This window comes from Nonomuraea sp. B1E8, assembly GCF_039871515.1.
Classification (GTDB): Bacteria; Actinomycetota; Actinomycetes; order Streptosporangiales; family Streptosporangiaceae; genus Nonomuraea.
The window spans coordinates 419631-440247 of sequence record NZ_JBDPLS010000006.1; the positions used below are offsets into that span (position 1 = coordinate 419631).

General features: G+C 71.7%; 20 protein-coding genes. 9 read left to right on the forward strand and 11 right to left on the reverse strand.

Translation table 11 applies throughout. The annotated features are described in order from the left end of the window. Positions 1-840 carry an SDR family oxidoreductase gene (locus ABGA98_RS22590; RefSeq protein ID WP_347620347.1) on the reverse strand — a complete coding sequence of 280 codons (840 nt, stop codon included), beginning with the start codon at positions 838-840 and terminating at the stop codon, positions 1-3. Positions 841-887: 47 nt separating this feature from the next. Between ABGA98_RS22590 and ABGA98_RS22595 the strand changes: the two genes are divergently transcribed. Genes ABGA98_RS22595 through ABGA98_RS22610 form a run of 4 tightly spaced genes read left to right on the forward strand, consistent with a single transcriptional unit; the run spans position 888 to position 4138 of the window. After that, positions 888-1616, forward strand: a complete 729-nt coding sequence (locus ABGA98_RS22595; RefSeq protein ID WP_347620348.1) for an enoyl-CoA hydratase family protein — start codon at positions 888-890, stop codon at positions 1614-1616. Positions 1617-1624: 8 nt separating this feature from the next. After that, positions 1625-2401, forward strand: coding sequence for a CoA-transferase (locus ABGA98_RS22600; RefSeq protein WP_347620467.1), 777 nt, complete (start codon positions 1625-1627; stop codon positions 2399-2401). Further along, the gene (locus ABGA98_RS22605; protein ID WP_347620349.1) at positions 2391-3113 is read left to right on the forward strand and encodes a CoA-transferase; all 723 of its coding nucleotides are present in this window, start codon (positions 2391-2393) and stop codon (positions 3111-3113) included. Before ABGA98_RS22600 ends, ABGA98_RS22605 begins: the two co-directional genes overlap by 11 nt. After that, positions 3110-4138: a nitronate monooxygenase gene (locus ABGA98_RS22610; RefSeq protein ID WP_347620350.1), complete on the forward strand. Its 1029-nt coding sequence runs from the start codon at positions 3110-3112 to the stop codon at positions 4136-4138. The genes ABGA98_RS22605 and ABGA98_RS22610 overlap by 4 nt, the downstream gene beginning before the upstream one ends. Before the next feature lie 123 nt (positions 4139-4261). On the opposite strand, the gene ABGA98_RS22615 is transcribed toward ABGA98_RS22610, so the two are convergent. The 3 genes from ABGA98_RS22615 to ABGA98_RS22625 all read right to left on the reverse strand — a co-directional run bounded on the left by ABGA98_RS22615 (position 4262) and on the right by ABGA98_RS22625 (position 7704). Beyond that, on the reverse strand, positions 4262-4933 hold the full coding sequence (locus ABGA98_RS22615; protein ID WP_347620351.1) for a pentapeptide repeat-containing protein: 672 nt from the start codon (positions 4931-4933) through the stop codon (positions 4262-4264). 4 nt (positions 4934-4937) lie between these two features. Continuing rightward, positions 4938-6482, reverse strand: coding sequence for a glycoside hydrolase family 3 N-terminal domain-containing protein (locus ABGA98_RS22620; RefSeq protein WP_347620352.1), 1545 nt, complete (start codon positions 6480-6482; stop codon positions 4938-4940). A gap of 61 nt (positions 6483-6543) precedes the next feature. Then, a complete protein-coding gene (locus ABGA98_RS22625) occupies positions 6544-7704 on the reverse strand; it encodes an acetyl-CoA C-acetyltransferase (RefSeq protein ID WP_347620353.1) in 1161 nt (386 codons plus the stop codon). Positions 7705-7801: 97 nt separating this feature from the next. Here ABGA98_RS22625 and ABGA98_RS22630 point away from each other — a divergent pair, with 97 nt between their 5' ends. Further along, a complete protein-coding gene (locus ABGA98_RS22630; RefSeq protein ID WP_347620354.1) occupies positions 7802-8470 on the forward strand; it encodes a TetR/AcrR family transcriptional regulator in 669 nt (222 codons plus the stop codon). Further along, positions 8467-9150, forward strand: a complete 684-nt coding sequence (locus tag ABGA98_RS22635; protein ID WP_347620355.1) for a DNA alkylation repair protein — start codon at positions 8467-8469, stop codon at positions 9148-9150. The genes ABGA98_RS22630 and ABGA98_RS22635 overlap by 4 nt, the downstream gene beginning before the upstream one ends. On the opposite strand, the gene ABGA98_RS22640 is transcribed toward ABGA98_RS22635, so the two are convergent. After that, the gene (locus ABGA98_RS22640) at positions 9140-9979 is read right to left on the reverse strand and encodes a helix-turn-helix transcriptional regulator (protein ID WP_347620356.1); all 840 of its coding nucleotides are present in this window, start codon (positions 9977-9979) and stop codon (positions 9140-9142) included. The two genes, ABGA98_RS22635 and ABGA98_RS22640, sit on opposite strands and share 11 nt — an antisense overlap. 102 nt (positions 9980-10081) lie before the next feature. Between ABGA98_RS22640 and ABGA98_RS22645 the strand changes: the two genes are divergently transcribed. Continuing rightward, positions 10082-10789 carry an SDR family NAD(P)-dependent oxidoreductase gene (locus ABGA98_RS22645; protein WP_347620357.1) on the forward strand — a complete coding sequence of 236 codons (708 nt, stop codon included), beginning with the start codon at positions 10082-10084 and terminating at the stop codon, positions 10787-10789. A gap of 1 nt (position 10790) precedes the next feature. On the opposite strand, the gene ABGA98_RS22650 is transcribed toward ABGA98_RS22645, so the two are convergent. Next, on the reverse strand, positions 10791-11630 hold the full coding sequence (locus ABGA98_RS22650; protein WP_347620468.1) for a LysR family transcriptional regulator: 840 nt from the start codon (positions 11628-11630) through the stop codon (positions 10791-10793). Between the two features lie 85 nt (positions 11631-11715). On the opposite strand from ABGA98_RS22650, the gene metE reads away from it, so the two are divergent. Together metE and ABGA98_RS22660 are read left to right on the forward strand one after the other, a co-directional pair. Next, on the forward strand, positions 11716-13857 hold the full coding sequence (gene metE / locus ABGA98_RS22655) for a 5-methyltetrahydropteroyltriglutamate--homocysteine S-methyltransferase (RefSeq protein ID WP_347620358.1): 2142 nt from the start codon (positions 11716-11718) through the stop codon (positions 13855-13857). Between the two features lie 232 nt (positions 13858-14089). After that, positions 14090-15655, forward strand: a complete 1566-nt coding sequence (locus ABGA98_RS22660; protein WP_347620469.1) for an RICIN domain-containing protein — start codon at positions 14090-14092, stop codon at positions 15653-15655. A 54-nt stretch (positions 15656-15709) separates the two neighbouring features. Here the strand turns inward: ABGA98_RS22660 and ABGA98_RS22665 are convergent, their stop codons facing one another. From ABGA98_RS22665 to ABGA98_RS22685, 5 genes are read right to left on the reverse strand one after another with little or no spacing between them, the layout of a single operon-like run. Next, a complete protein-coding gene (locus tag ABGA98_RS22665; protein WP_347620359.1) occupies positions 15710-16576 on the reverse strand; it encodes a carbohydrate ABC transporter permease in 867 nt (288 codons plus the stop codon). Positions 16577-16632: 56 nt separating this feature from the next. Continuing rightward, positions 16633-17547: a sugar ABC transporter permease gene (locus ABGA98_RS22670; protein ID WP_347620360.1), complete on the reverse strand. Its 915-nt coding sequence runs from the start codon at positions 17545-17547 to the stop codon at positions 16633-16635. After that, on the reverse strand, positions 17547-18953 hold the full coding sequence (ngcE, locus tag ABGA98_RS22675) for an N-acetylglucosamine/diacetylchitobiose ABC transporter substrate-binding protein (protein ID WP_347620361.1): 1407 nt from the start codon (positions 18951-18953) through the stop codon (positions 17547-17549). Before ngcE ends, ABGA98_RS22670 begins: the two co-directional genes overlap by 1 nt. Before the next feature lie 19 nt (positions 18954-18972). Then, on the reverse strand, positions 18973-19707 hold the full coding sequence (locus ABGA98_RS22680) for an SIS domain-containing protein (RefSeq protein ID WP_347620362.1): 735 nt from the start codon (positions 19705-19707) through the stop codon (positions 18973-18975). Next, positions 19708-20577, reverse strand: a complete 870-nt coding sequence (locus ABGA98_RS22685; RefSeq protein WP_347620363.1) for a MurR/RpiR family transcriptional regulator — start codon at positions 20575-20577, stop codon at positions 19708-19710. Positions 20578-20617: the final 40 nt, after the last annotated feature.

Sequence of the window (20617 nt, forward strand, 5' to 3'; positions counted from 1 at the left end):
TCAGCGGGTTCTCCTGGTCAGGTGGCGCCAGGCCGGGGTCTCGCCGCCGCCGTCCACCCGCACCTCGGCGCCGGTCACGTAGCCGGGCGCCGCCAGCCACAGGCACACCCGGGCCACGTCGCCGGGTGCAACCATCCGGCCCGCGGGGATGGTCGCCCCGATCCGGCCGGCGCCCGTCTCGCCGGGCTCCGGGGCGCCGGCGATGACCGGAACCGTGCTCGCCGACCCGCCGCCCCGCACCGGAACATGGCTGTCCGTCGCCGGGCCGTCCTGGTGGGGGTCGTAGTGAGGGGCGGCGCCGGTCGTGGCGGCCAGGCCGACGACGACCGTGTTGACCCGTACGCGTGGCGCCCACTCGGCGGCCAGGCAGCGGGCCAGGTGGTGCAGGCCCGCCTTGGCGGCGCCGTACGCGGCGGTGCCGGGCGAGGGGCGGCTGCCGCTGACGCTGCCGATCATCACGATCGCGCCGCTCGAGGCGGCGAGCAGCGGGTACGCGCGCTGCGCCACGAGCAGCGGGGCCGTCAGGTTGAGGTCGATGACGCGGGCGTGCAGGCGCGGCGAGGTGCCGTCCACCGGCGCGTACGGCGACCCGCCCGCGTTGTTGACCACCACGTCGAGCCGGTCGAAGCCGGAGATGAGCCGGTCGACGTCCTCGGGGTCGCGCACGTCGGCCCGGACGAACCGGATCTCACCGGCCGCCACAGGCCCGGGTGGGGTGCGGGCGCAGATGGTGACGGTGGCGCCCGCGTCGTGGAAGGCCCTGGCGATGGCGGCGCCGATGCCCCTGGTGCCGCCCGTCACCAGGACGGTCCTGCCCGTGTAGTCGTAAGTCACGGTCACGGGTGCTACCGTACCAAGCAAGCGTTAGGTGCAACCAGGGAGTCGGATTGGGGATCACGCTGCGGGCCGGGCCGGTCGCGGAGGTCGTCGTGGACGTGCCACCGGTGAACGCGCTGACCGCACGGGCCTGGGAGGAACTGGCCGAGGCCGTACGGACCGCCGGCCGCGACCCGGGCACCAGGGTGGTCGTGCTGCGTGCCGAGGGGCGCGGGTTCAACGCCGGAGTCGACATCAAGGAACTGCGGGACGCCGAGGGGCACGAGCGGCTGGTCGCGGTGAACCGGGCGTGTCATGCGGCGTTCGCGGCGGTCTACGCGTGCGCGGTGCCGGTGGTCGCAGCCGTCCACGGCCACTGCCTGGGCGGTGGCGTCGGGCTGGCGGGCAACGCCGACGTGGTGGTGGCGAGCGACGACGCCTACTTCGGGCTGCCCGAGGTCGACCGGGGCGCGCTGGGCGCGGCCACGCACCTGGCCAGGCTCGTGCCGCCACACCTGATGCGGGCCATGGTCTACACGTGCAGGAACGCCACGGCGGCCGAGTTGCACGCGTTCGGCTCGGTGCTGGAGGTCGTGCCGCGCGACCGGCTGCGCGACGCGGCGGCAGGGGTGGCGGAGCAGATCGCCGCGAAGGACCCGTACGTCATCCGCTGCGCCAAGGAGTCGCTCAACGGCATCGACCCGGTGGACGTCAACCGCAGCTACCGCTTCGAGCAGGGCTTCACCTTCGAGCTGAACCTGATGGGCGCGGGCGACCGGCACAGGGAGCGGTTCGCGTGACGAAGGCGATGACGGCCGAGGAGGTCGCCGCCTCGGTCGAGAGCGGCATGACGGTCGGGATCGGCGGCTGGGGTTCGCGCCGCAAGCCGATGGCCCTCGTACGCGCGATCCTCCGCTCCCCCGTCCGCGACCTCACGCTCATCTCGTACGGCGGCCCCGACGTCGGCATGCTCTGCGCGGCGGGGAAGGCGCGCAGGGTCGTGGCCCCGTTCGTCACGCTCGACTCCATCCCGCTGGAGCCGCACTTCCGCCGGGCCAGGCAGACCGGGACGATCGAGTTCACCGAGTACGACGAGGGCATGTTCATGTTCGGGCTGCTGGCGGCGGCGCACCGACTGCCGTTCCTGCCGACGCGGGCGGGGCTGGGGTCGGACGTGATGCGGGTCAACCCGGGGTTGCGGACGGTCCGGTCGCCGTACGCGGACGGGGAGGAACTGGTCGCGGTCCCGGCGCTGACGATGGACGTGGCGCTGGTGCACATGAACCGGGCGGACGCGCGGGGCAACGCGCAGTACCTGGGTCCGGATCCGTACCTCGACGACCTCTACGCCAAGGCGGCCGCGCGCTGTTACGTGTCGTGCGAGCGGGTGGTGGACGACCTCCTCGAGGAGGGCCCCCTGCAGTCGTTGCTGATCAGCCGGTCGATGGTGACGGGCGTCGTGGAGGCGCCCGGCGGGGCCGGGTTCACCTCGTGCGAGCCCGACTACGGGCGTGACGAGGCGCTCCAGCGGCGCTACGCGGAGACGCCCTGGGAGGAGTGGGATGAGCGGCCCCATGAGCGGTAGGGCTGACGTGTGCGTGGTCGCGTGCGCGGAGGCGTTCAGGGGCGACGGGGAGATTCTGGCGGCCGGGATCGGCGGGGCGGTCACGGTGCTGGCGGCGCGGCTGGCGCGGCTGACCTTCGAGCCGGACCTGCTCACGCACGACGGCACCTGCCTGCTCACCGGCGACGTGCCCGCGCTGGGCGAGGCGCCGGAGGTGGTGGAGGGGTGGCTGCCGTTCCGCGAGCACCTGTGGCTGGTGCTGAACGGCCGCCGCCACGTCATGCTCGGTGCGAGCCAGATCGACCGGTACGGCAACACGAACATCTCCTGCATCGGCGACTGGGCCCGGCCCAAGGCGCAGTTGCTGGGCGTGCGGGGCGCGCCGGGCAACACGCGGTGCGACCCGACGAGTTACTGGATCCCCCGGCACTCCCCCCGGGTGTTCGTGCCCGAGGTGGACATGGTCAGCGGGCTCGGCACCGACCGCGGGGCGTTCGAGCTGCGACGGGTGGTGACGAACCTGGCCGTCCTGGACTTCGGCGCCCCTGACGGTTCGATGCGGCTGGTGTCGGTGCATCCGGGGGTGAGCGTGGACGAGGTGGTGGCGGCGACCGGGTTCGCCCTCGACATCCCCCGGAACGTCCCGCGGACGCGGGAACCGTCCGAGGAGGAGCTGCTCGTCCTGGACCGGCTCGACCCCGCGCGCTCGCGCGACCGGGAGGTCGCCGCGTGAGGACCGCCCTGACCTCACTGACCGGCTGCCGGCATCCGATCGTGCAGACCGGCATGGGGTACGTCGCCGGAGCCCGGCTGGCGGCGGCCACCTCCCGGGCCGGCGGCCTGGGCGTGATCGGGGCGGCGACCATGTCCGTGCCCGAGATGACCGCCGCGATCAGGCGGGTGAAGGAGCGCACGGACGCGCCGTTCGGGGTCAACATCCGCTCCGACGCGGGCGACGCCGCCGAACGGGTCGAGGTGATGGTCCGCGAGGGCGTACGGGTGGCGTCGTTCGCCATGGCGCCCAGGCGGGAGCTGATCGCCCGGCTCAAGGACGCGGGCGTGGTGACGATCCCGTCGGTCGGGGCGCTCAGGCACGCGGAGAAGGTGGCCGGGTGGGGCGCCGACGCGGTGATCGTGCAGGGAGGCGAGGGCGGGGGCCACACGGGGCCGCTCGCCACGACGCTGCTGCTGCCCCAGGTCGTGGACGCCGTCGACATCCCGGTGATCGCCGCCGGCGGCTTCTTCGACGGGCGCGGGCTGGTGGCGGCGCTGGCGTACGGCGCCTGCGGGATCGCCATGGGCACCCGGTTCCTGCTGACCAGCGACTCCCCCGTGCCGGACGAGGTCAAGAAGCTCTATCTGGCGGCGCGGGAGACCGTGGTGACCACCAAGGTGGACGGGGTCCCGCACCGGGTGTTGCGGACGCCGTTCGTGACCTCGCTGGAACGGTCGCGGCTGGTGCGGGCGCTGGCGAACGGAGCCAGGTTCCGGCGGTTGTCGGGGCTGTCGTGGGCCGGGCTGATCCGCGAGGGGCGGCGGATGCGGCGGGGCAGGGAACTGACCTGGGCCCAGGTGCTGCAGGCGGCCAACACGCCGGTGCTGCTGCGGGCGGCCATGGTGGACGGGCGGGCGGATCTCGGGGTGATGGCGTCGGGGCAGGTGGTGGGGGTCATCGGCGACCTGCCGTCATGCCGGGAGCTGATCGAGCGCGTCATGGCCGAGGCCGAGGCCGCCCTGGCCCGCCTGCCGGCGCGCTGAGCCCCCAGGCCGAGGCCGCGCTGACCGGCGCGCTGAGCCCCCAGGCCGAGGCCGCGCTGACCGGCGCGCTGAGCCCGCCGGGGCGGACATCCGTTTCGGTGCGGCCCTCTCGTCCCGGCGGGGTCAGAGGACCGTGATGCCGCGGGCGGCGAGGATGGCGTTGGCCTGCGTCTGGTTGATGACGGCGCCCGCGAACGCCCGGAGCTTGGCGTCGTCGGGCTGCCCCAGGTCGGCGCCCCGCAGGTCGGCCTTCGTGAACGTGGTGTTCAGCAGGCGCGTGCCGATGAGGCGGCAGTCGGTGAGCGTGGCCTCGGTGAAGTCGCAGCCCGACAGGTCGGCGTCGTCGAAGCGGACCCCCTCGATGTGCTCGCCGCGCAGCGAGCAGCCCCCGAGGTTGGCCAGGGTCAGGTTGGAGCGGGTGACCGTGAAGCCGGTGCCGCGCGAGGCGGTCAGCGCGGCGCCGATCATGCGGCAGCCGGTGAACGACACGTCGGTGAGCAGCGCGCCGCCGAACTGGGCCGAGGACAGGTCGACGTCGGTGAACGTGACGTCGATGAGGTCGGCGTCGTTGAAGCGGGTGCGCATCCCGCCGCCGCCGGTGAAGACCGCCCCGTCGAGGTCGGCCTTGCGGAAGTCGGTCTGATCCAGCACGCACGACTCGAAGCGGGCCCCCGCCAGGGAGGCGCCCCACAGGTCGGTCTCCGTGAGGTCGCACTCGCGGAAGACGTGGGTCTCTTCGGGACCGAGCCGTTCGGACAGCACCTTGTGGGAGAGGTCCTCGCCGTCGAAGTTCACGGTCTCAGAGACTACCGGCCAGGATCTCCGCGGCGGCCTGGCCGCAGACCCGGGCGGAGCCGTACGTGGCGATGTGCACGGCCCCGAGGTCCGAGCGGGCGGGCAGGCCCATCTCGACCACCACGGCGTCCTTGCGGGCGCTCAGCAGGTGCCTGAGCGCCTCCTCCTGCCATGGGTGGCGGTGCGCGTCCCGGACCACCACGACCAGCGGGCGGCCGGTCGCCGCGCCGAGCAGCCGTTCCAGTGCGGGACCGGTCGCCTCCCCCGCGGTCATGCGCGTGACCACGGTGCCGGGCAGCAGCCCGGTCAGCGGCTCGCCCACGCCCCAGGGGGTGTGCCGGTCGATGGCCAGGTTCGTGGCCGGCGCCAGCTCCACCACGTGCGGGGCCGCGGCCAGCGGCAGCTCCGGCTCGGTGGAGCGCCGCACGACCCTGACGGCCCGCCGGGCCGCCACCAGCCCGGCGCCGCCGTCGTTCGCGGCCCCGCCAGGCACGCCGGAACCCGCGCCCTGGGTCACGGCGGTGCCGCCCGCACCCCCGGTTCCGCCGGGGCTGCCCGAGGACGCGGTCCATGCCGCCAGCTCGCGGACCCTGCGAGCGGCGTCGGCCAGCCGGTCCTCGGGCAGCAGTCCTTGGGTGACCGCGGCGGCGATCGCGTCGCGGATCCCCGTGGCGGTGGCCTCGTCGGCGTGCTCGCCGCCGACGCAGATCGCGTCGGCCCCGGCGGCGATGGCCCGGGCCGCGGCGCCCCCGATCCCGTACGCCTCCGTCACCGCGGCCATCTCGATGGCGTCCGTGATGATCATTCCTTGGAACCCGAGCTCCTCGCGCAGCAGCCCGGTGAGCACCTTGGGGCTGAGCGTGGCGGGCAGGTCCCCGTCGTACGAGGGCACGAGGAGGTGGCCCGTCATGACCGCCTTGACGCCTTCCCTGACGGCGTCGGCGAACGGCAGCAGCGCGTCCTCGACCCCGTCCGCGGCCATCTCGGGCACGCCGTGGTGGGAGTCGACCGTGGTGTCCCCGTGGCCGGGGAAGTGTTTGACGCAGGCGGCCACCCCGGCGGACTGCAGACCGCGGACGAACGCCCTGGCGTGCCGGGAGACCAGCGCGGGGTCGGCGCCGAAGGAGCGCAGGCCGATGACCGGGTTGTCCGGGTTGGAGTTCACGTCGGCGGAGGGGGCGAAGTCGATCGTGATGCCCGCGCGGGCCAGGTCGGCGCCGAGGTCCGCGGCCAGGGTCTCGGTCATGGCCACGTCGTCGACCACGCCGAGCGCGTACGCCCCGGGGCGGCTGCTGCCGGTGGCCGCCTCCAACCGGGTGACCTCGCCTGACTCCTCGTCGACGCCGACGAGCACCGACGGGTTCTCCGCGCGCAGGGCCGCGGTCAGCCGGGCCACCTGGGCGGGGCCGGCGATGTTGCGCGAGAACAGCGCCACCCCGGCCAGCCCCTCGCCGAGCCGGCGGCGGAGCCAGTCGGGTGGCTCGTGCCCGGTGAAACCGGGGAAGAGGACGGCGTCGGCAAGGCGCAGCAGGTCACCGCTCATGGGCATGACCCGCAATCTAATAGGAAAGTTTCCTATTTGCTAGTGGCATTTTCTGACGTCAGGCCGCTCACGTGCCGGCGAGCCGTTCGATGACGGTGACGTTCGCCTGGCCCCCACCCTCGCACATGACCTGCAGGCCGTACGTGCCGCCCGTGCGCTCCAGCTCGTGCAGCAGCCGCACCGCCAGGACCGCGCCGGTCGCCCCGAGCGGGTGGCCGAGCGCGATCGCGCCGCCGTTCGGGTTGACCCTGGCGGGGTCGGCGCCGGTCTCCTTCATCCAGGCCAGCACGACAGAGGCGAACGCCTCGTTCACCTCGATCGCCGCGAAGTCGCCGATGGACATGCCTGTCACGCGGAGGGCGTGGGCGGTGGCGGGGATGGGGGCGGAGAGCATCATGATCGGGTCGGCGCCGCGGGCCGACAGGTGGTGCACGCGGGCGCGCGGGGTCAGGCCGTGCTCGCGTACGGCTCCGGGCGAGGCGACGAGCAGGGCGGCGGCGCCGTCGGAGATCTGGGAGGCCAGGGCCGCCGTGAGCCTGCCGCCCTCGGCCAGGGGCTTGAGCCCGGCCATCTTCTCGGGCGAGGTGTCCGCGCGCGGGCCCTCGTCCGCCGCGACGCCCTCGAAGGGGGCGATCTCGCGCCGGAAGTGACCGACCTCGATGGCGCGCAGGGCCCGCCGGTGCGACGTGTACGCGTACCGCTCCATCTCCTCGCGGGTGATCTCCCAGCGGGCTGCGATCTGCTCGGCCCCGGCGAACTGCGAGACCTCCCGCGTGCCGTACCGCCCGGCCCAGCCCTTGGAGCCCGCGAAGGGGGTCTCGTGCCCGAGCGGGCGGCCCGCGAGCATCGCGGCCGAGATGGGAACCATGCTCATGTTCTGCACGCCGCCGGCCACCACCAGGTCGTTCGTACCGGAGAGCACGGCCTGGGCGGCGAAGTGCAGCGCCTGCTGGGAGGAGCCGCACTGGCGGTCGATCGTGACGCCCGGCACCTCCTCGGGCAGGCCGGCGGCCAGCCAGCAGGTGCGGGCGACGTCGCCGGCCTGCGGGCCGATGGTGTCGACGCAGCCGAAGATCACGTCGTCGACCGCCGAGGGGTCGGCGCCGGTGCGGCGCATCAGCTCCTTGAGCACGTGGGCGCCCAGGTCGGCGGGGTGCGCTCCGGCCAGTCCGCCGTTCCTGCGCCCGATGGGGGTGCGGACGGCTCCGACGATGTACGCCTCGCTCATCATCGCATCGTAGCAAGCGCTTGGTCGTGCACGGAACGCCGCATGAACTGGGCAGGTTAGGCGAACAAGCGATTGCCTGAGGCTTCATAATGGGAACGTGACCACGCGAAAGAACTCCGGCACCGCGACCACCCCGGCCAAGCGCCAGCGCACGACCTCGTCAGGGTCGGCGTCAGAGCGCCGCGACCACCTCGTCAAGCTCGCCGCGGAGCTCTTCGCGCGCAAGGGCTTCCAGGCCACGACCGTCCGCGAGATCGCCGACGAGGCCGGCATCCTCTCAGGAAGTCTCTACCACCACTTCGACTCCAAGGAGACGATCGTCGACGAGGTGCTCTCCACCTTCCTCGACGACCTCATCGCCCGCTACCGCGCCGCCCTCGAGTCCGGGGGCGACGCGCGCGCCGTGCTGTCGGAGATGGTCCGCATCGGCTTCGGCACGCTCGAGCCCCACCGCGCCGCGATCACCGTCATGCAGAACGACTGGAACTATCTGCGCCAGTTCCCCCGGTTCAACTACCTCGTCAAGGCCGAGGACGAGGTCGAGCAGATGTGGGTGGCGCAGATCAAGGCCGGCCAGGCGGCCGGGCTGTTCCGGCCCGACGTCGACCCCAAGCTGACCTACCGCATGATCCGCGACACCATCTGGGTCGCGGTCCGCTGGTTCCGCCCGGGCGGCCGGCTCAACACCAGCGGCCTGGCCGAGCACTACATCACCGTGCTGTTCGACGGGCTCGCCACGGGCGAGCGCACCACGCACAGGAAATGAGCCTCGGCAAAGCGGTGCGCCTGGCACTGCAGGAGGTCGCCGAGCCGGCCAAGGCCGAGGCGATGCGCGCGTACATGAAGTCGGCGCTGCCGTTCCTCGGCGTCCAGGCCGTGGCCAGGCGGGCGGCGCTGCGGCGGGTCTTCGCCGGGCACCGGCTGGAGACCGCGCCCGAGTGGCGGCGGGCCGTGCTGGCGTTGTGGCGGGAGGCCGAATACCGCGAGGAGCGCTACGCAGCCGTCGAGCTGTCCGGCCACCACTACTACCGCGAGTTCCAGACCCTCTACACCGTGCCGATGTACGAAGAGATGATCGTCACCGGCGCCTGGTGGGATCTGGTCGACGAGCTGGCCGTCCACCGCGTCGGCGGGCTGCTGGCCGCGTTCCCCGAGACCATGCGGCCGCTCATGCTGGAGTGGGCCCACGACGCCGACCTGTGGAAGCGCCGCACCGCGATCCTCTGCCAGAACCGCTTCAAGGCGCGCACCGACACGGCCCTGCTCTACGCGTGCATCGAGCCGAGCCTGTCCGACAACGACTTCTTCGCGCGCAAGGCCATCGGCTGGGCGTTACGCGAATACGCCAAGACCAATCCGGCCGAGGTCGTGCGCTACGTCAAGGCCAAAGGGCTCTCGGGCCTGAGCCGCCGCGAGGCGCTGAAGAACCTGCCCGCTACCCCATGAGCGTCTGGGTGCCGAGAACGGCCAGCAGCGCGAGGCGTTCGGCGTCCTCGGTGCCGGGCTCCGCGGTGTAGACCATGATGCGCAGGTCGCTGCCCGCCACGCTGAGCACGTCGCAGTCGAGCGTCAAGGCGCCCACCTGCGGATGCTCGATCGTCTTGCGCGCCGCCTCGTGCCGGCCGACGATGCCGGAGTCCCACAGCTCGGCGAACCGGTCGCTGCTCGCGCGCAACCGCGCGACCAGGCGGCGCACCTGCTGGTCGGCGGGATAGCGCCCGGCGGTGGCACGCAGGTCGGCGACCAGCGCGGCCTCGAACGCGCGCCGTGCCTCGGGCGTGTGGCGCACCCGGCCGCCGGGGCCGGCGAAGTTGCGCCACACGCCGTTGCGTTCGTCGCCCCGCCATCCGGACGGATCGCCCATCAGCGCCGCGTACATCGGGTTGGCCAGGAGCAGCGTCCACGCCGCGTCGTAGACCCCGACGGGCGTGCCGGCCAGCCTGTCGAGCAGCCGCTGCACGCTCGGAGTGATGAACCCGGGCACCACCTCCGGCCCCGGCGGCTCGAGCCCGGCCATCCGGAACAGGTAGGCGCGCTCGTCCGCCGACAACCGCAGCGCCCGCGCCAGCGCCTCGACGACCTGCGCCGACGGGTTGGCGGCCCGGCCCTGTTCGAGCCGGGTGATGTAGTCGGCGGAGATCCCGGCCAGCAGGGCGAGCTCCTCCCGGCGCAGCCCGGCCGCGCGCCGCTGCCCGGAGGCGGGCAGCCCGACCGTCGCGGGCGAGACCCGGTCGCGCCAGCGCCGCACCGCCTGCCCGAACTCCGTCCGCGTCATGCCACCAGTGTGCACGCGGCACCGGTGTGCTCGCCTGGTACTGGCGGTCCCAGGACGACGGGACGACTGGCCGGCCGGACCGCCCCGCCGCAGGCTTGCGACATGACGACAACACTGATCACCGGAGCGAACAAGGGCCTGGGGTTCGAGACCGCCCGCCGGCTCGTCGAAGCAGGTCACACCGTGTACGTGGGCAGCAGGGACGCCGAACGCGGGCGCCGCGCGGCCGAGCGGCTGGGCGCCCGGTTCGTCCGGCTCGACGTCACCGACGACGACTCGGTCGCGGCCGCGGCCAAGACCGTTGAGGCCGAGGGCGGCCTGGACGTGCTGGTGAACAACGCGGGCGTCGAAGAGCGCACGCCTGACGGAGGCGTCATCGGCCCCGCGGACGTGACCGCCGACATCATGCGCACGACGTTCGAGACCAACGTCTTCGGCCTCGTGCGCGTCACCCGTGCCTTCCTGCCGCTGCTGCGGCGCTCGGCGGCCCCGGTCATCGTCAACGTCAGCAGCGGCCTGGCGTCGCTGACCATGGTCACCACCCCGAACACGCCGACGTACGCCTACCCGGGCGTCGCCTATCCCGCCTCGAAGACCGCGGTCAACATGATCACCGTGCAGTACGCGAAGGCGTTTCCCGGCATGCGGATCAACGCGGTGGAGCCCGGCTACACCGCGACGGACCTCAACATGCACACGGGCACGCAGACCGTGGTGGAGGGGGCCGAGATCATCGTACGGATGGCGCAGGTGGGCCCCGACGGCCCGACCGGGGCGTACGTCGACGTCTCGGGCACGCTCCCGTGGTAGCTCACCTGGTCCACAAAGCGTCCTGGACGGCCTGCACCAGGGCCATCAGCTCCGGTGTGACGTGCTCCTTCGACCAGGCGAGGGCGTAGGTGATGCGCAGGTCGCCCGCGTCGAGCGGCACGAAGCGCACGTCGTCCCGCTTGATGGTCCTGGCCAGGAGCTGCGGGATCGGCAGCAGGCCGGCGCCGGCCGCCACCAGGTCGAGCGCGGCGGCGAAGTCGTCGTCGGCCACCATGCGCGCGCGGCCGGGCAACCCTGACCACGGCCGGCTGAACGGCGTGAGCAGCACCTGACCGCCCAGTTCCGCCGGGGCGACCTTGGCCGAGGGCGCCAGCCGGTGGCTCGCGGGGACGGCCAGGTGGTCGACGGTGACGTGGAACCGGGCGGCCGTGACGAACCGCGCGGGAGCGGGGGTGGCGAGGATCGCCGCGGAGATCTCGCCGCTCGCCAGCGCCTGCGCCGCCGCGCCCCGACCGGCAGGCCGGAGCTCCACGCCGAGCGACGGGGTGCGGCTCGCGAGCCGCCTGGCGATCCGCGCGGCGAGAGTGCCGACGAGCGGTGGATAAGCAAGGTGAATGGTCGGCCGGGCCAGCCGCGCGGCCTCATCGGTGAACGCCCGGGCCGACTCGATCACTTGCCGCGCGTGCGCGAGCAGCGCCTTGCCCTCCGCCGTGAGCCGCACCTCCCGGGCCGTGCGCTGGAAGAGCTGGATGCCGGTGGCGCGTTCGAGACGGGTGATGGCCTGGCTCATGGCGGGCTGCGACATCCCCAGGTCGGCGGCGGCCCTGGAGAAGCTGAGCCGTTCCGCCACCCTGGTAAAGCAGTGGATCTCCCTGAGCATAAGCAGCACCAATACATAGTGCACGACTCACGGGGTACTCGGCAGGATCGCAGCGATCTGATCCACGTCCTAGGGAGCCTGGAAGATGTCCCCATTTCCCACGTCCACGGTGCTCGGCTACCCGCGGATCGGCCCGCGCAGAGAGCTGAAGCGGGCGCTGGAGTCCTACTGGGACGGGCGCGCCACCCGCGACGAGCTGGACCGGGTGGGCGCGCGGATCCGCGAGCGGACCTGGCGCAGGCTGGCCGAGCTGGGGCTGGAAGGGCTGCCGGGCAACACCTTCTCGATGTACGACCAGATGCTGGACACGGCCGTGCTGCTGGGCGCGGTGCCGGCGCGCTACCGCGACGCGGACGACCCCTATTTCGCGATGGCCAGGGGCACCGACGAGGTCGCGCCGCTGCGGATGACGAAGTGGTTCGACACGAACTACCACTACATCGTGCCGGAGATCGGGCCCGACACGGTGTTCAAGCTCGACGCGGCCAAGCCGCTGTCCGAGGTGCGGGAGGCGCGGGCGCTGGGGTACGAGACGCGGCCCGTGGTGGTGGGGCCGGTGACGTTCCTGCTGCTGGCCTCGGCCCTCGACCGGCTGGACGAGGTGCTCGGCTGCTACGAGGAGCTGCTGGCCGCGCTCGCCGCGGAGGGCGTCGCATGGGTGCAGCTCGACGAGCCGGCGCTGGTGGCCGACCGGACGCCGGAGGAGCTGGCCGCCGTACGGACCGCGTACGGGCGGCTGGGGGCCGCCGCCGCGCGGCCGGGGTTGTTCGTGGCCACGTACTTCGGCGCGGCGGGGGAGGCGCTGCCGGTGCTGGCCGGCACGCCGGTGGAGGCCATCGGCGTCGACCTGGTCAGGGGCGGCGTGCCGGAGCTCGACCTGCCGGGCAAGACCGTGGTCGCGGGCGTCGTGTCCGGGCGCGACGTGTGGCGCACCTCGCCCGAGCGGGCGCTGGCGGCGCTGGCCGCCGTACGCGCCGGGCGGGTGACGGTGAGCACCTCGTGCTCGCTGCTGCACGTGCCCTACGACGTGGCGGCCGAGCCCGGGCTGGACCCGGAGTTGAAGGAGCGGCTGGCGTTCGCCGAGCAGAAGGTGGCCGAGGTCGTGGCGCTCTCCCAGTCGCCCTTCCACGGCCCCGCCCCCGCCGGGCCTTCCGTGGCGCTGCCCGCGCCCGTGGCGGCGGAAGGGCGCGGCCCGTACGCGGAGCGCGCGGTGGCCCAGGCCGAGCACCTGCGGCTGCCCCCGCTGCCGGCCACCACGATCGGGTCGTTCCCGCAGACCGGCGAGCTCCGCGCGGCCAGGGCGGAGGTCGCGGCGGGCACGCTGTCGCAGGAGGACTACGAGCGGCGGGTCGAGGCCGAGATCGAGCGGGTCATCCGGCTGCAGGAGCGGCTCGGCCTCGACGTGCTCGTGCACGGCGAGCCCGAGCGCAACGACATGGTGCAGTATTTCGCCGAGCACCTCGACGGCTTCGCCGTCACCGCCAACGGCTGGGTCCAGTCGTACGGGTCGCGCTGCACCCGGCCGCCGATCCTGCACGGCGACGTCAGCCGTCCCTCGCCGATCACCGTCCGGTGGGCCGCTTACGCGCAGTCGCTCACGGACAAGCCGGTCAAGGGCATGCTCACCGGGCCCGTCACCATCGTGGCCTGGTCGTTCGTCCGCGACGACCTGCCGCTGCGTGACGTGGTGTTCCAGGTGGCCGACGCGGTGCGCGAGGAGGTGAGCGACCTGGAGGCGGCCGGGGTGAAGATCATCCAGGTGGACGAGCCGGCGTTGCGCGAGCTGCTGCCGCTGCGGCGGGCCGCGCAGGCCGACTACCTGGAGTGGGCGGTGGCGGCGTACCGGAGGGCCACGTCGGGGGCGAGCGACCGCACGCAGATCCACACGCACCTGTGCTATTCGGACGCCGATCAGATCCTGGCCGCCATCGACGGCCTGGACGCCGACGTGACCACCATCGAGTCGGCCCGGTCGGGAGGCAGGCTCCTGGGAGCGGTGGAGGCATTCGGGCGCGGGCTCGGGCCGGGCGTCTACGACATCCACTCGCCGCGCGTGCCGAGCGCGGAGGAGGTCGAGGAGCTGCTGCGCAGGACGCTGGCGGTGCTGCCCGCCGAGCGGGTGTGGGTGAACCCGGACTGCGGGCTGAAGACGCGGACGTACGAGCAGGTGGAGGCGTCGCTGGCGAACGTGGTCACGGCCGCCCGCGCACTGCGCGCCGAGTTGTGAGGCCCAGGCGTCGACGTCGTGGCCGGGCAGCCCGTCAGAGCGCGCCCGCTCTTCGGATGAACGTTTCAGCGGGTTCGGGCAGGCAGGCGGGCCTGGCGGTGCCTCCTCGCTTGACTTGAGCTCCTTCACTCGCTGATCTGATCCTAGGAAAGCGCTTTCCTAGGATGGGAGCAGAACAGTGGGTTCCTCACCTCAGGCCACCGGACAGGGCTGGCGGCGCCTGCTCGCCGTCCTGGCGGCGGCGTTCCTCGCCCTGACCGGCGCCGTCGTCGCCCAGCCGCCACCCGCCGTCGCGGCGAGCGTCGACACCAGCGCGTGGTACGTGCTGGTCAACCGGCACAGCGGCAAGGCCCTCGACCTGTACGACTTCGCGACCAACGACGGCGCGCCGATCGTGCAGTGGGCCCGCAACGACGGCAACCAGCAGCAGTGGCAGTTCGTCAGCTCCGGCGACGGCTACTACCGGCTCAGGTCCCGCCACAGCGGCAAGGTGCTGGACGTCTACGAGTGGTCGACGGCCGGCGGCGCGGAGATCGTCCAGTGGGCCGACCTGAACGCCGCCAACCAGCAGTTCCGCCTGGCCGACTCCGACGGCGGCCACGTCCGGCTGATCAACCGCAACAGCGGCAAGGCGCTGGAGGTGTGGGAGTGGGGCACCGGCGACGGCGCCAGGATCTCCCAGTGGGACGACCTCGGCGGCGCCAACCAGCAGTGGCAGCTCGTCAAGATGGGCGGCGGCGGGTCCGGCGAGTGCGGCAGCGGGTCGTCCAACGCCGAGGCCGTGCTCAGCAACGGCACCTGGACGGCCAGGAACGGCGGCACCACGCTCTACACCGGCGCCAGCATGATCGAGGCCATGCGCCGCGCCGTCGGCAGCCTCACCTCAGGGCGCACCTCCAAGCAGAAGGTGATCGTCCGCGGCTCCGGCTCCATGAACGCCAACCAGTCGCTCGACCTGCCCAGCTACACCATCCTGGAGGTCTGCGGCACGATCAACGTGTCCGGCACGATCAGCGCCAACAACGCGGCCGTACGCGCCCAGAACGTCACCGACGTCGAGGTCACCCACCTCAACGTGACCGGCAACCCCTACTTCGGGGTGTTCGTCCGCAACGGCACCAACATCACGCTCGGCCGGCTGGACCTGCGGCTCGGGTCGGCCGGGCTCGGCGTCCGCATCGACAACCACGCCAACAGGAACGTCCGCACCCGCAACGTGCGCATCGACAGCGTGTACGCCTCCGGCGGCGGCAGCCACGGCGTCGAGACGTACGGCGTGGACGGCATCACCATCGGCACCGTCACGGCCAGGAACACCGGCGAGTCGGGCCTGCTGTTCAACGACACGATCAACGCCACGGTCGGCACCGTCGACGCCGAGGGCGCCGGCACCGGCACCGGGTACGCCGCCTTCCGCATGGCCAACCGCAACGGCCGCATCGGCAGCGGCTACCCGACCAACGTCCGGGTCGGCACCGTCATCGCCAGGGGCGGCGGACGCGGCGTCTTCTGCGTCTCCGAGAGCGGCGGCGCCGTCATCGACCGCGTGGACATCTCCGGCACCGGCAGCAACTCGATCCTGATCGAGAACTGCTACAACGTCACCATCGCCGCCCAGAGCGGCACCGTGAACGGCTCCGACATCCGCATCGCCGCCCGCAGCGAGTTCCCCGTGACGTCGGACATCACGCTGCAGAACCTGACGCTGACCAACTCCGCCATCAACGAGAGCCCGTGCGGCGACAACATCGTCATCCGCAACATCGAGCTGGTGAACTCCCGGATCAACCGCTGCTGACGCGCTAGGGCGAGGCCGCGTACGGACGCGGCCCCGCCCGCATCACTGCCGGCGTCACTTGAGCGCCCCCGCGGTCAGGCCGGACTGGATCTGCCGCTGGAAGACCGTGTAGACGACCAGCATGGGCAGGATGGCCAGGGTGAGGGCGGCGAACAGGGCCGCCCAGTCCGCGTCGTATCCGGCGGCGGTGGAGATGTCGGCGATGCCCTGGGTGAGCACCCACTTCTCGCGGTCCTGCAGCAGGATCAGCGGGATCTGGTACTGGTTCCACTGGCCCAGGATGTTGAAGATCGTGATGCTGATGATGCCGGGTTTGGCCATCGGCAACATGATCTGGAAGAACACCCTGGTGTGCGACGCCCCGTCCACCATCGCGGCCTCCGCGACCGCCGTCGGAAGCGTACGGAAGAAGGCCGCCAGGAAGAAGACGGTGAACGGCATCGAGTAGGCGATGTAGACCAGCACCGCGCCCGCGTGCGTGTTCAGGCCGATGAACGGCCCGACCACCGGCACGTTGCCCATGTTCTGCACCACGAAGAACAGCGGGGTCAGCGCCAGGAAGAACGGGAAGGCCAGGCCCGAGACGAACAACATGTAGATCGCCCGGTTGCCGCGGAACGGATAGCGCGCCAGCACGTACGCCGCCATCGAGCCGACCAGCATCGTGCCGAACGTGCTGAACGACACGACGACGAGGCTGTTGAGCATGTACTGGCCGATGCGCGCCTGCTCCCAGGCCCTGGCGAAGTTGTCCCACTGCAGCGTGGCCGGCAGCGCCCAGGCGTCGCCGAAGATCTCGTCCTCGCTCTTGACCGAGGCCAGGAAGGTCCAGATGATCGGCACCGTCACGAGGAGGGTCCAGATGCCCAGCGCCGCGTGCGTCAGCACGCCCATCGGCCCCAGCCGCCGCTTTCGCTCCACGCGGAGGGCGCTCCTCGAGTGCGCACCTGTGGTCGCCGGAGTCGTCGTTGCCATTCTCAGTACTCGATTCGTTCGCGCCGCGACAGGCGCAGCGACAGGACCGCGAAGCCGAGGGTGAAGAAGAACATCACCACGCCGAGGGCGGAGGCGTAGCCGAAGCGGAAGTATTCGAAGGCGTTGCGGTAGATCTCGGCCGCCATGACCGTGGTCGACCAGTCGGGCCCGCCCTGCTGGTCGGTCATCACCCAGACGATCGCGAACACGTCCATGGCGAGGATGCCGAGATAGACCCAGGCGACCTGGACGGTGTCCCACAACAGCGGGAGCGTCACGCGGAAGAACAGGGTGACCCGGTTGGCCCCGTCGATCTGGGCGGCCTCGAACATGTCCTTCGGGATGCTCGCCAGCCCGGCCGAGAACAGCACGACGTAGAAGCCGACCGCCTGCCAGACCAGGACGCCGAGCACCGACCAGAACGCGACGTCGGGGTCGGACAGGAACCCGATCGGGCTGAGCCCGAGCCCCATCAGCGGCCCGTTCAGCATGCCGCTGCCGTCGGGCCTGAACACCTGCTGGAAGAGCACCGCCACGATGGTGACGGCCAGGACCTGCGGGAAGAAGAAGACCACCCGGTAGAAGCCCGACCCGCGGATGCCCGACACGCCCTGCTTCCCGCCCACGTTGAGCAGGAAGGCGAAGAACAGGGCGATGGCGATCGTGATCACCGGCAGCAACACCAGCAGGGCGATGTTGTGGGTGACGGCCTTCCAGAAGACGCTGTCGCCGAGCAGCCGCTGGAAGTTGTCGAGCCCGATGAAGTTGGGCACCGCCGTCACGCCGCGCCAGTCGGTCATCGCGATGTAGAACGCCTGGACGTACGGCGAGATCACGTAGACCAGGTAGAGAATCACCGGGGCTGCCAGGAACGAGGTGATGAACAGCCCGCGGCGATACCTGTTGAACAGCACCATCAGCGCTTGTACTTCGTGATGGAGGAGTCGTTCTTGATCTCGTCGGCCTTCTTCTGCATGCGCTCCAGGTAGGCCTTCGGCTTCAGGCCGCCGGTCATGAGCTGGCCGGTGGCGGCCTTGCCCTCGTCGTTGAGCGGGCCGTACCAGGTGTGCCAGCGGTAGTAGACGGTGTTCTCGCCGGCGTCGGCGACCGCCTTGGAGGCGCTGGTGACGCCCGGCGAGATGTCGCGGCCCTCACTCGCCCCCTTGACCGTCGTCACCGTGGTGACCAGCTCGCTGAAGTCGCCGGCCGCCTTCTTCGACAGCATGGCCCGCAGATATTCCATGCCGGCCTGCGGGTGGGCGCTCTTGGCGGAGACGATGAAGTTCTCGCCGGGCTGGGTGTGCAGGGTGCCGTACGGCATCGCGTCGGAGCTCGTGACGTCAGGGAGGGGGAACATCGCGTACGCGAAGTCCTCCGGCGTGGTGGACTTCTGCTCGTTCTCCAGCCACGAGCCGCAGGGCAGCATGGCCACCTGCATCTTGTTCTGGGCCGTCTGCGTCTGCACGTGGTCGAGGCCGGCCGTGCCCTGCATGAGGTATTTGGCGCCCACCTCGGCCCACTTCTCGGCGGCGGTCAGCATCGGCTCGGCGGTCCAGGCGCCGTCCTCCAGGTTGTCGATGTTGACCAGCACGTCGTTGCCGCCGATCTTCGCGGCCATGGTGAGCAGCGGCTCGTACAGGTACTGCGGGTGTTTGCCGGCGTAGGTGAAGGGCGCCATCTTGCCCGACTTCTTGATGGTCTCGCACAGCTCGAGGAAGGCGTCCCAGGTCTTCGGGATCTCCCAGCCGTTGTCGTCGAAGACCTTCTGCGAATACCAGATCCCGTGGATGTAGTTGACGTAGCCGAGCACGCTGAACTTGCCGTCGTACGTGCCGATCTCGATCACCGACGGGTCCAGGAGGTCGCGCACCTTGACGTTGGGGTCGTCCCACGAGGGCGCGTCGAGCAGCGGCGTCAGGTCCTGGAGCTGGCCGTCCTGGGAGAGGGCGCCGAAGTCCATGAAGTTGGCGCCGGAGTTGTCGATCACCTCGGGCGGGTTGCCGCCGGCGAAGCGCGGCTGGAGGACCTTGGTGATCTCCTTGGTGGAGTTGTGCTTGATCTCCACCTTCGCGTACTTGCTCTTGAACAGCGGCTGGTGGATGTCCGTGGCGTAGGCCTGGCCGAAGCCGCCGTCGAAGATCCACACCTCGAGGGGCTTGTCGCCCACGCCGAACGGATTGGCCGCGCTGGTGGCGGCCGGCGCCGCCGACGAGGGCGCGGGCTGGGCGGCGGGGGTCGCGCACGCGGCGAGCGCGCCCGCCACGGGCACGAGAGCGGCACCGCGTAGAAGCTCACGCCTGGTGATATGGGGGGTGTTGGCCATCGTCACTGCTCCTGACTTGTCATGCTCCGCGCCGGATGCGCCCTGCATAGCGGCTCTCAAGCGCCTTGTTGTGCTCGTCCCCGCCCGCCACGTTGGCCGACAGGTAGATGGGCGGCGTCTCGCCCATCGCCACGAGCTCGTCCACCGCCTCGGTGACCACCATCTGCGCGAGCAGCGCGGAGGTGATCGTGGACACCGCACCGTAGCTGCCGCCTCCGGGCAGCTCGAGGAGGGCGTCGCCGTACGGGGCGCCGTTGTCCAGGACGACGTCGGCCAGGTCGAGCAGCTTGCCGCCCGACGGGTGGCGCGAGGTCATCTGGGTGCTGTGCTTGACCGAGGTCAACGCGATCAAGGGGTGGCCGTGCTCCTTGACGATCCTCGCCAGCTCGACGACCGTGCCGTTCACGCCCGAGCTGGAGATCAGCACGAACACGTCCTGCGGCGCGACCGGCGCCAGGTCGTAGATCTGGCGCGCGATCGCCGGGTCACGCTCGAGCTCCGGGGTCAGCACGCCGGGCGGCTGCCCGCCGTACAGGACGAGGTCCCGCGGCGTGAGGCGGTTGCTCGGGACGAGGCCGCCGGCCCGTCCGGCGATCTCCATGGCGATGGCCTCGGAATGCCCGGAGCCGAAGGCGTTGACCACGCCGTCGGCCCTGAGCGAGGTCACCAGCAGCTCCGCCGCCTTGCGCACCTGCTCGGCCTGGCTCTTCGCGACCTGGCGCGCCAGATCGAGGACCCTGTCTGCGTACGTCATCTAGCTTCTCTCCACCCGATGGCTTTCCACGGCGCTGATCGTTCGCTCGAACGCCTCGTTGGTCCGTTCGTACGTGCTCTGGGCGATCGCCACGTAGACGGCGTCCAGCACGAACAGTTGCGAGTGGACGGCGGCCAGCCCGCCGAGCCGGAACGTGGTCTCCCTGCTGGCGGTGGTCAGCACCAGCTCGGCCAGTTCGGCCAGCGGGGAGCGGGCGAAAGAGGTGACGGCGACCGTCAGCGCGCCGTGGCCGCCGGCCTCGGCCAGGGCCTCCATGACCTCGCGCGTGCGGCCCCTGTGGCTGATGCCGACGGCCACGTCGCCCTCCTTGAGCAGCGCCGCCTCCGACAGCGCCACGTGCGCGTCTCCCGCGCTCCAGCAGGGGACGCCGATGCGGCGCAGCCGGCCTTCGAACATGGTGGCGACGTTACCGCTGGTGGAGACGCCGACCAGGAGGACGCGCGGGGCGGCCACGATGGCGGCGGCCACCTTGGCGACCACGTCGAGGTCGAGCTGGGCGGCGGTGTCCTGGATCAACCGGACGTCGGCGGCGGCCATCACCTCGATGGCCGCGTCGAGCGGGTCGTCGGGGCCGATCTCGTGGCCGACGCCCGCTCCCCAGCCCGCCTGCGCCGCCCGCCCGGTCTCGGTGGCGAGGGCGACGCGCAGCTCGGCGTAGCCGGAGAAGCCGAACGCCCGGCAGAACCTGGTCACGGTGGCGGGCGAGCTGCCGGCGCGCTCGGCCAGCGCGATGATGGTCGACCGCGCGGCCTCGGCAGGGTCGCCGAGAATCACCTCGCCCACCCTGCGCAAAGCCTCCGGCAAACCGGGTAGCTCTGTTTCGACGCGCCCTAGCGCTCCTGAAGTCACGAATATTCCTTCCGAATACTCGGTCTTCTGGCGAAAATTA

Excerpts from the sequence above, each read along its gene's own strand:
- ABGA98_RS22600 (WP_347620467.1), top strand. The coding sequence starts at position 1,625 with ATGACGGCCGAGGAGGTCGCCGCCTCGGTCGAGAGCGGCATGACGGTC.
- ABGA98_RS22605 (WP_347620349.1), top strand. The coding sequence starts at position 2,391 with ATGAGCGGTAGGGCTGACGTGTGCGTGGTCGCGTGCGCGGAGGCGTTC.
- ABGA98_RS22620 (WP_347620352.1), bottom strand. The coding sequence starts at position 6,482 with ATGCCCATGAGCGGTGACCTGCTGCGCCTTGCCGACGCCGTCCTCTTC.
- ABGA98_RS22625 (WP_347620353.1), bottom strand. The coding sequence starts at position 7,704 with ATGAGCGAGGCGTACATCGTCGGAGCCGTCCGCACCCCCATCGGGCGC.
- ABGA98_RS22635 (WP_347620355.1), top strand. The coding sequence starts at position 8,467 with ATGAGCCTCGGCAAAGCGGTGCGCCTGGCACTGCAGGAGGTCGCCGAG.
- ABGA98_RS22640 (WP_347620356.1), bottom strand. The coding sequence starts at position 9,979 with ATGACGCGGACGGAGTTCGGGCAGGCGGTGCGGCGCTGGCGCGACCGG.
- ABGA98_RS22645 (WP_347620357.1), top strand. The coding sequence starts at position 10,082 with ATGACGACAACACTGATCACCGGAGCGAACAAGGGCCTGGGGTTCGAG.
- ABGA98_RS22650 (WP_347620468.1), bottom strand. The coding sequence starts at position 11,630 with ATGCTCAGGGAGATCCACTGCTTTACCAGGGTGGCGGAACGGCTCAGC.
- metE (WP_347620358.1), top strand. The coding sequence starts at position 11,716 with ATGTCCCCATTTCCCACGTCCACGGTGCTCGGCTACCCGCGGATCGGC.
- ABGA98_RS22670 (WP_347620360.1), bottom strand. The coding sequence starts at position 17,547 with ATGGTGCTGTTCAACAGGTATCGCCGCGGGCTGTTCATCACCTCGTTC.
- ngcE (WP_347620361.1), bottom strand. The coding sequence starts at position 18,953 with ATGGCCAACACCCCCCATATCACCAGGCGTGAGCTTCTACGCGGTGCC.
- ABGA98_RS22680 (WP_347620362.1), bottom strand. The coding sequence starts at position 19,707 with ATGACGTACGCAGACAGGGTCCTCGATCTGGCGCGCCAGGTCGCGAAG.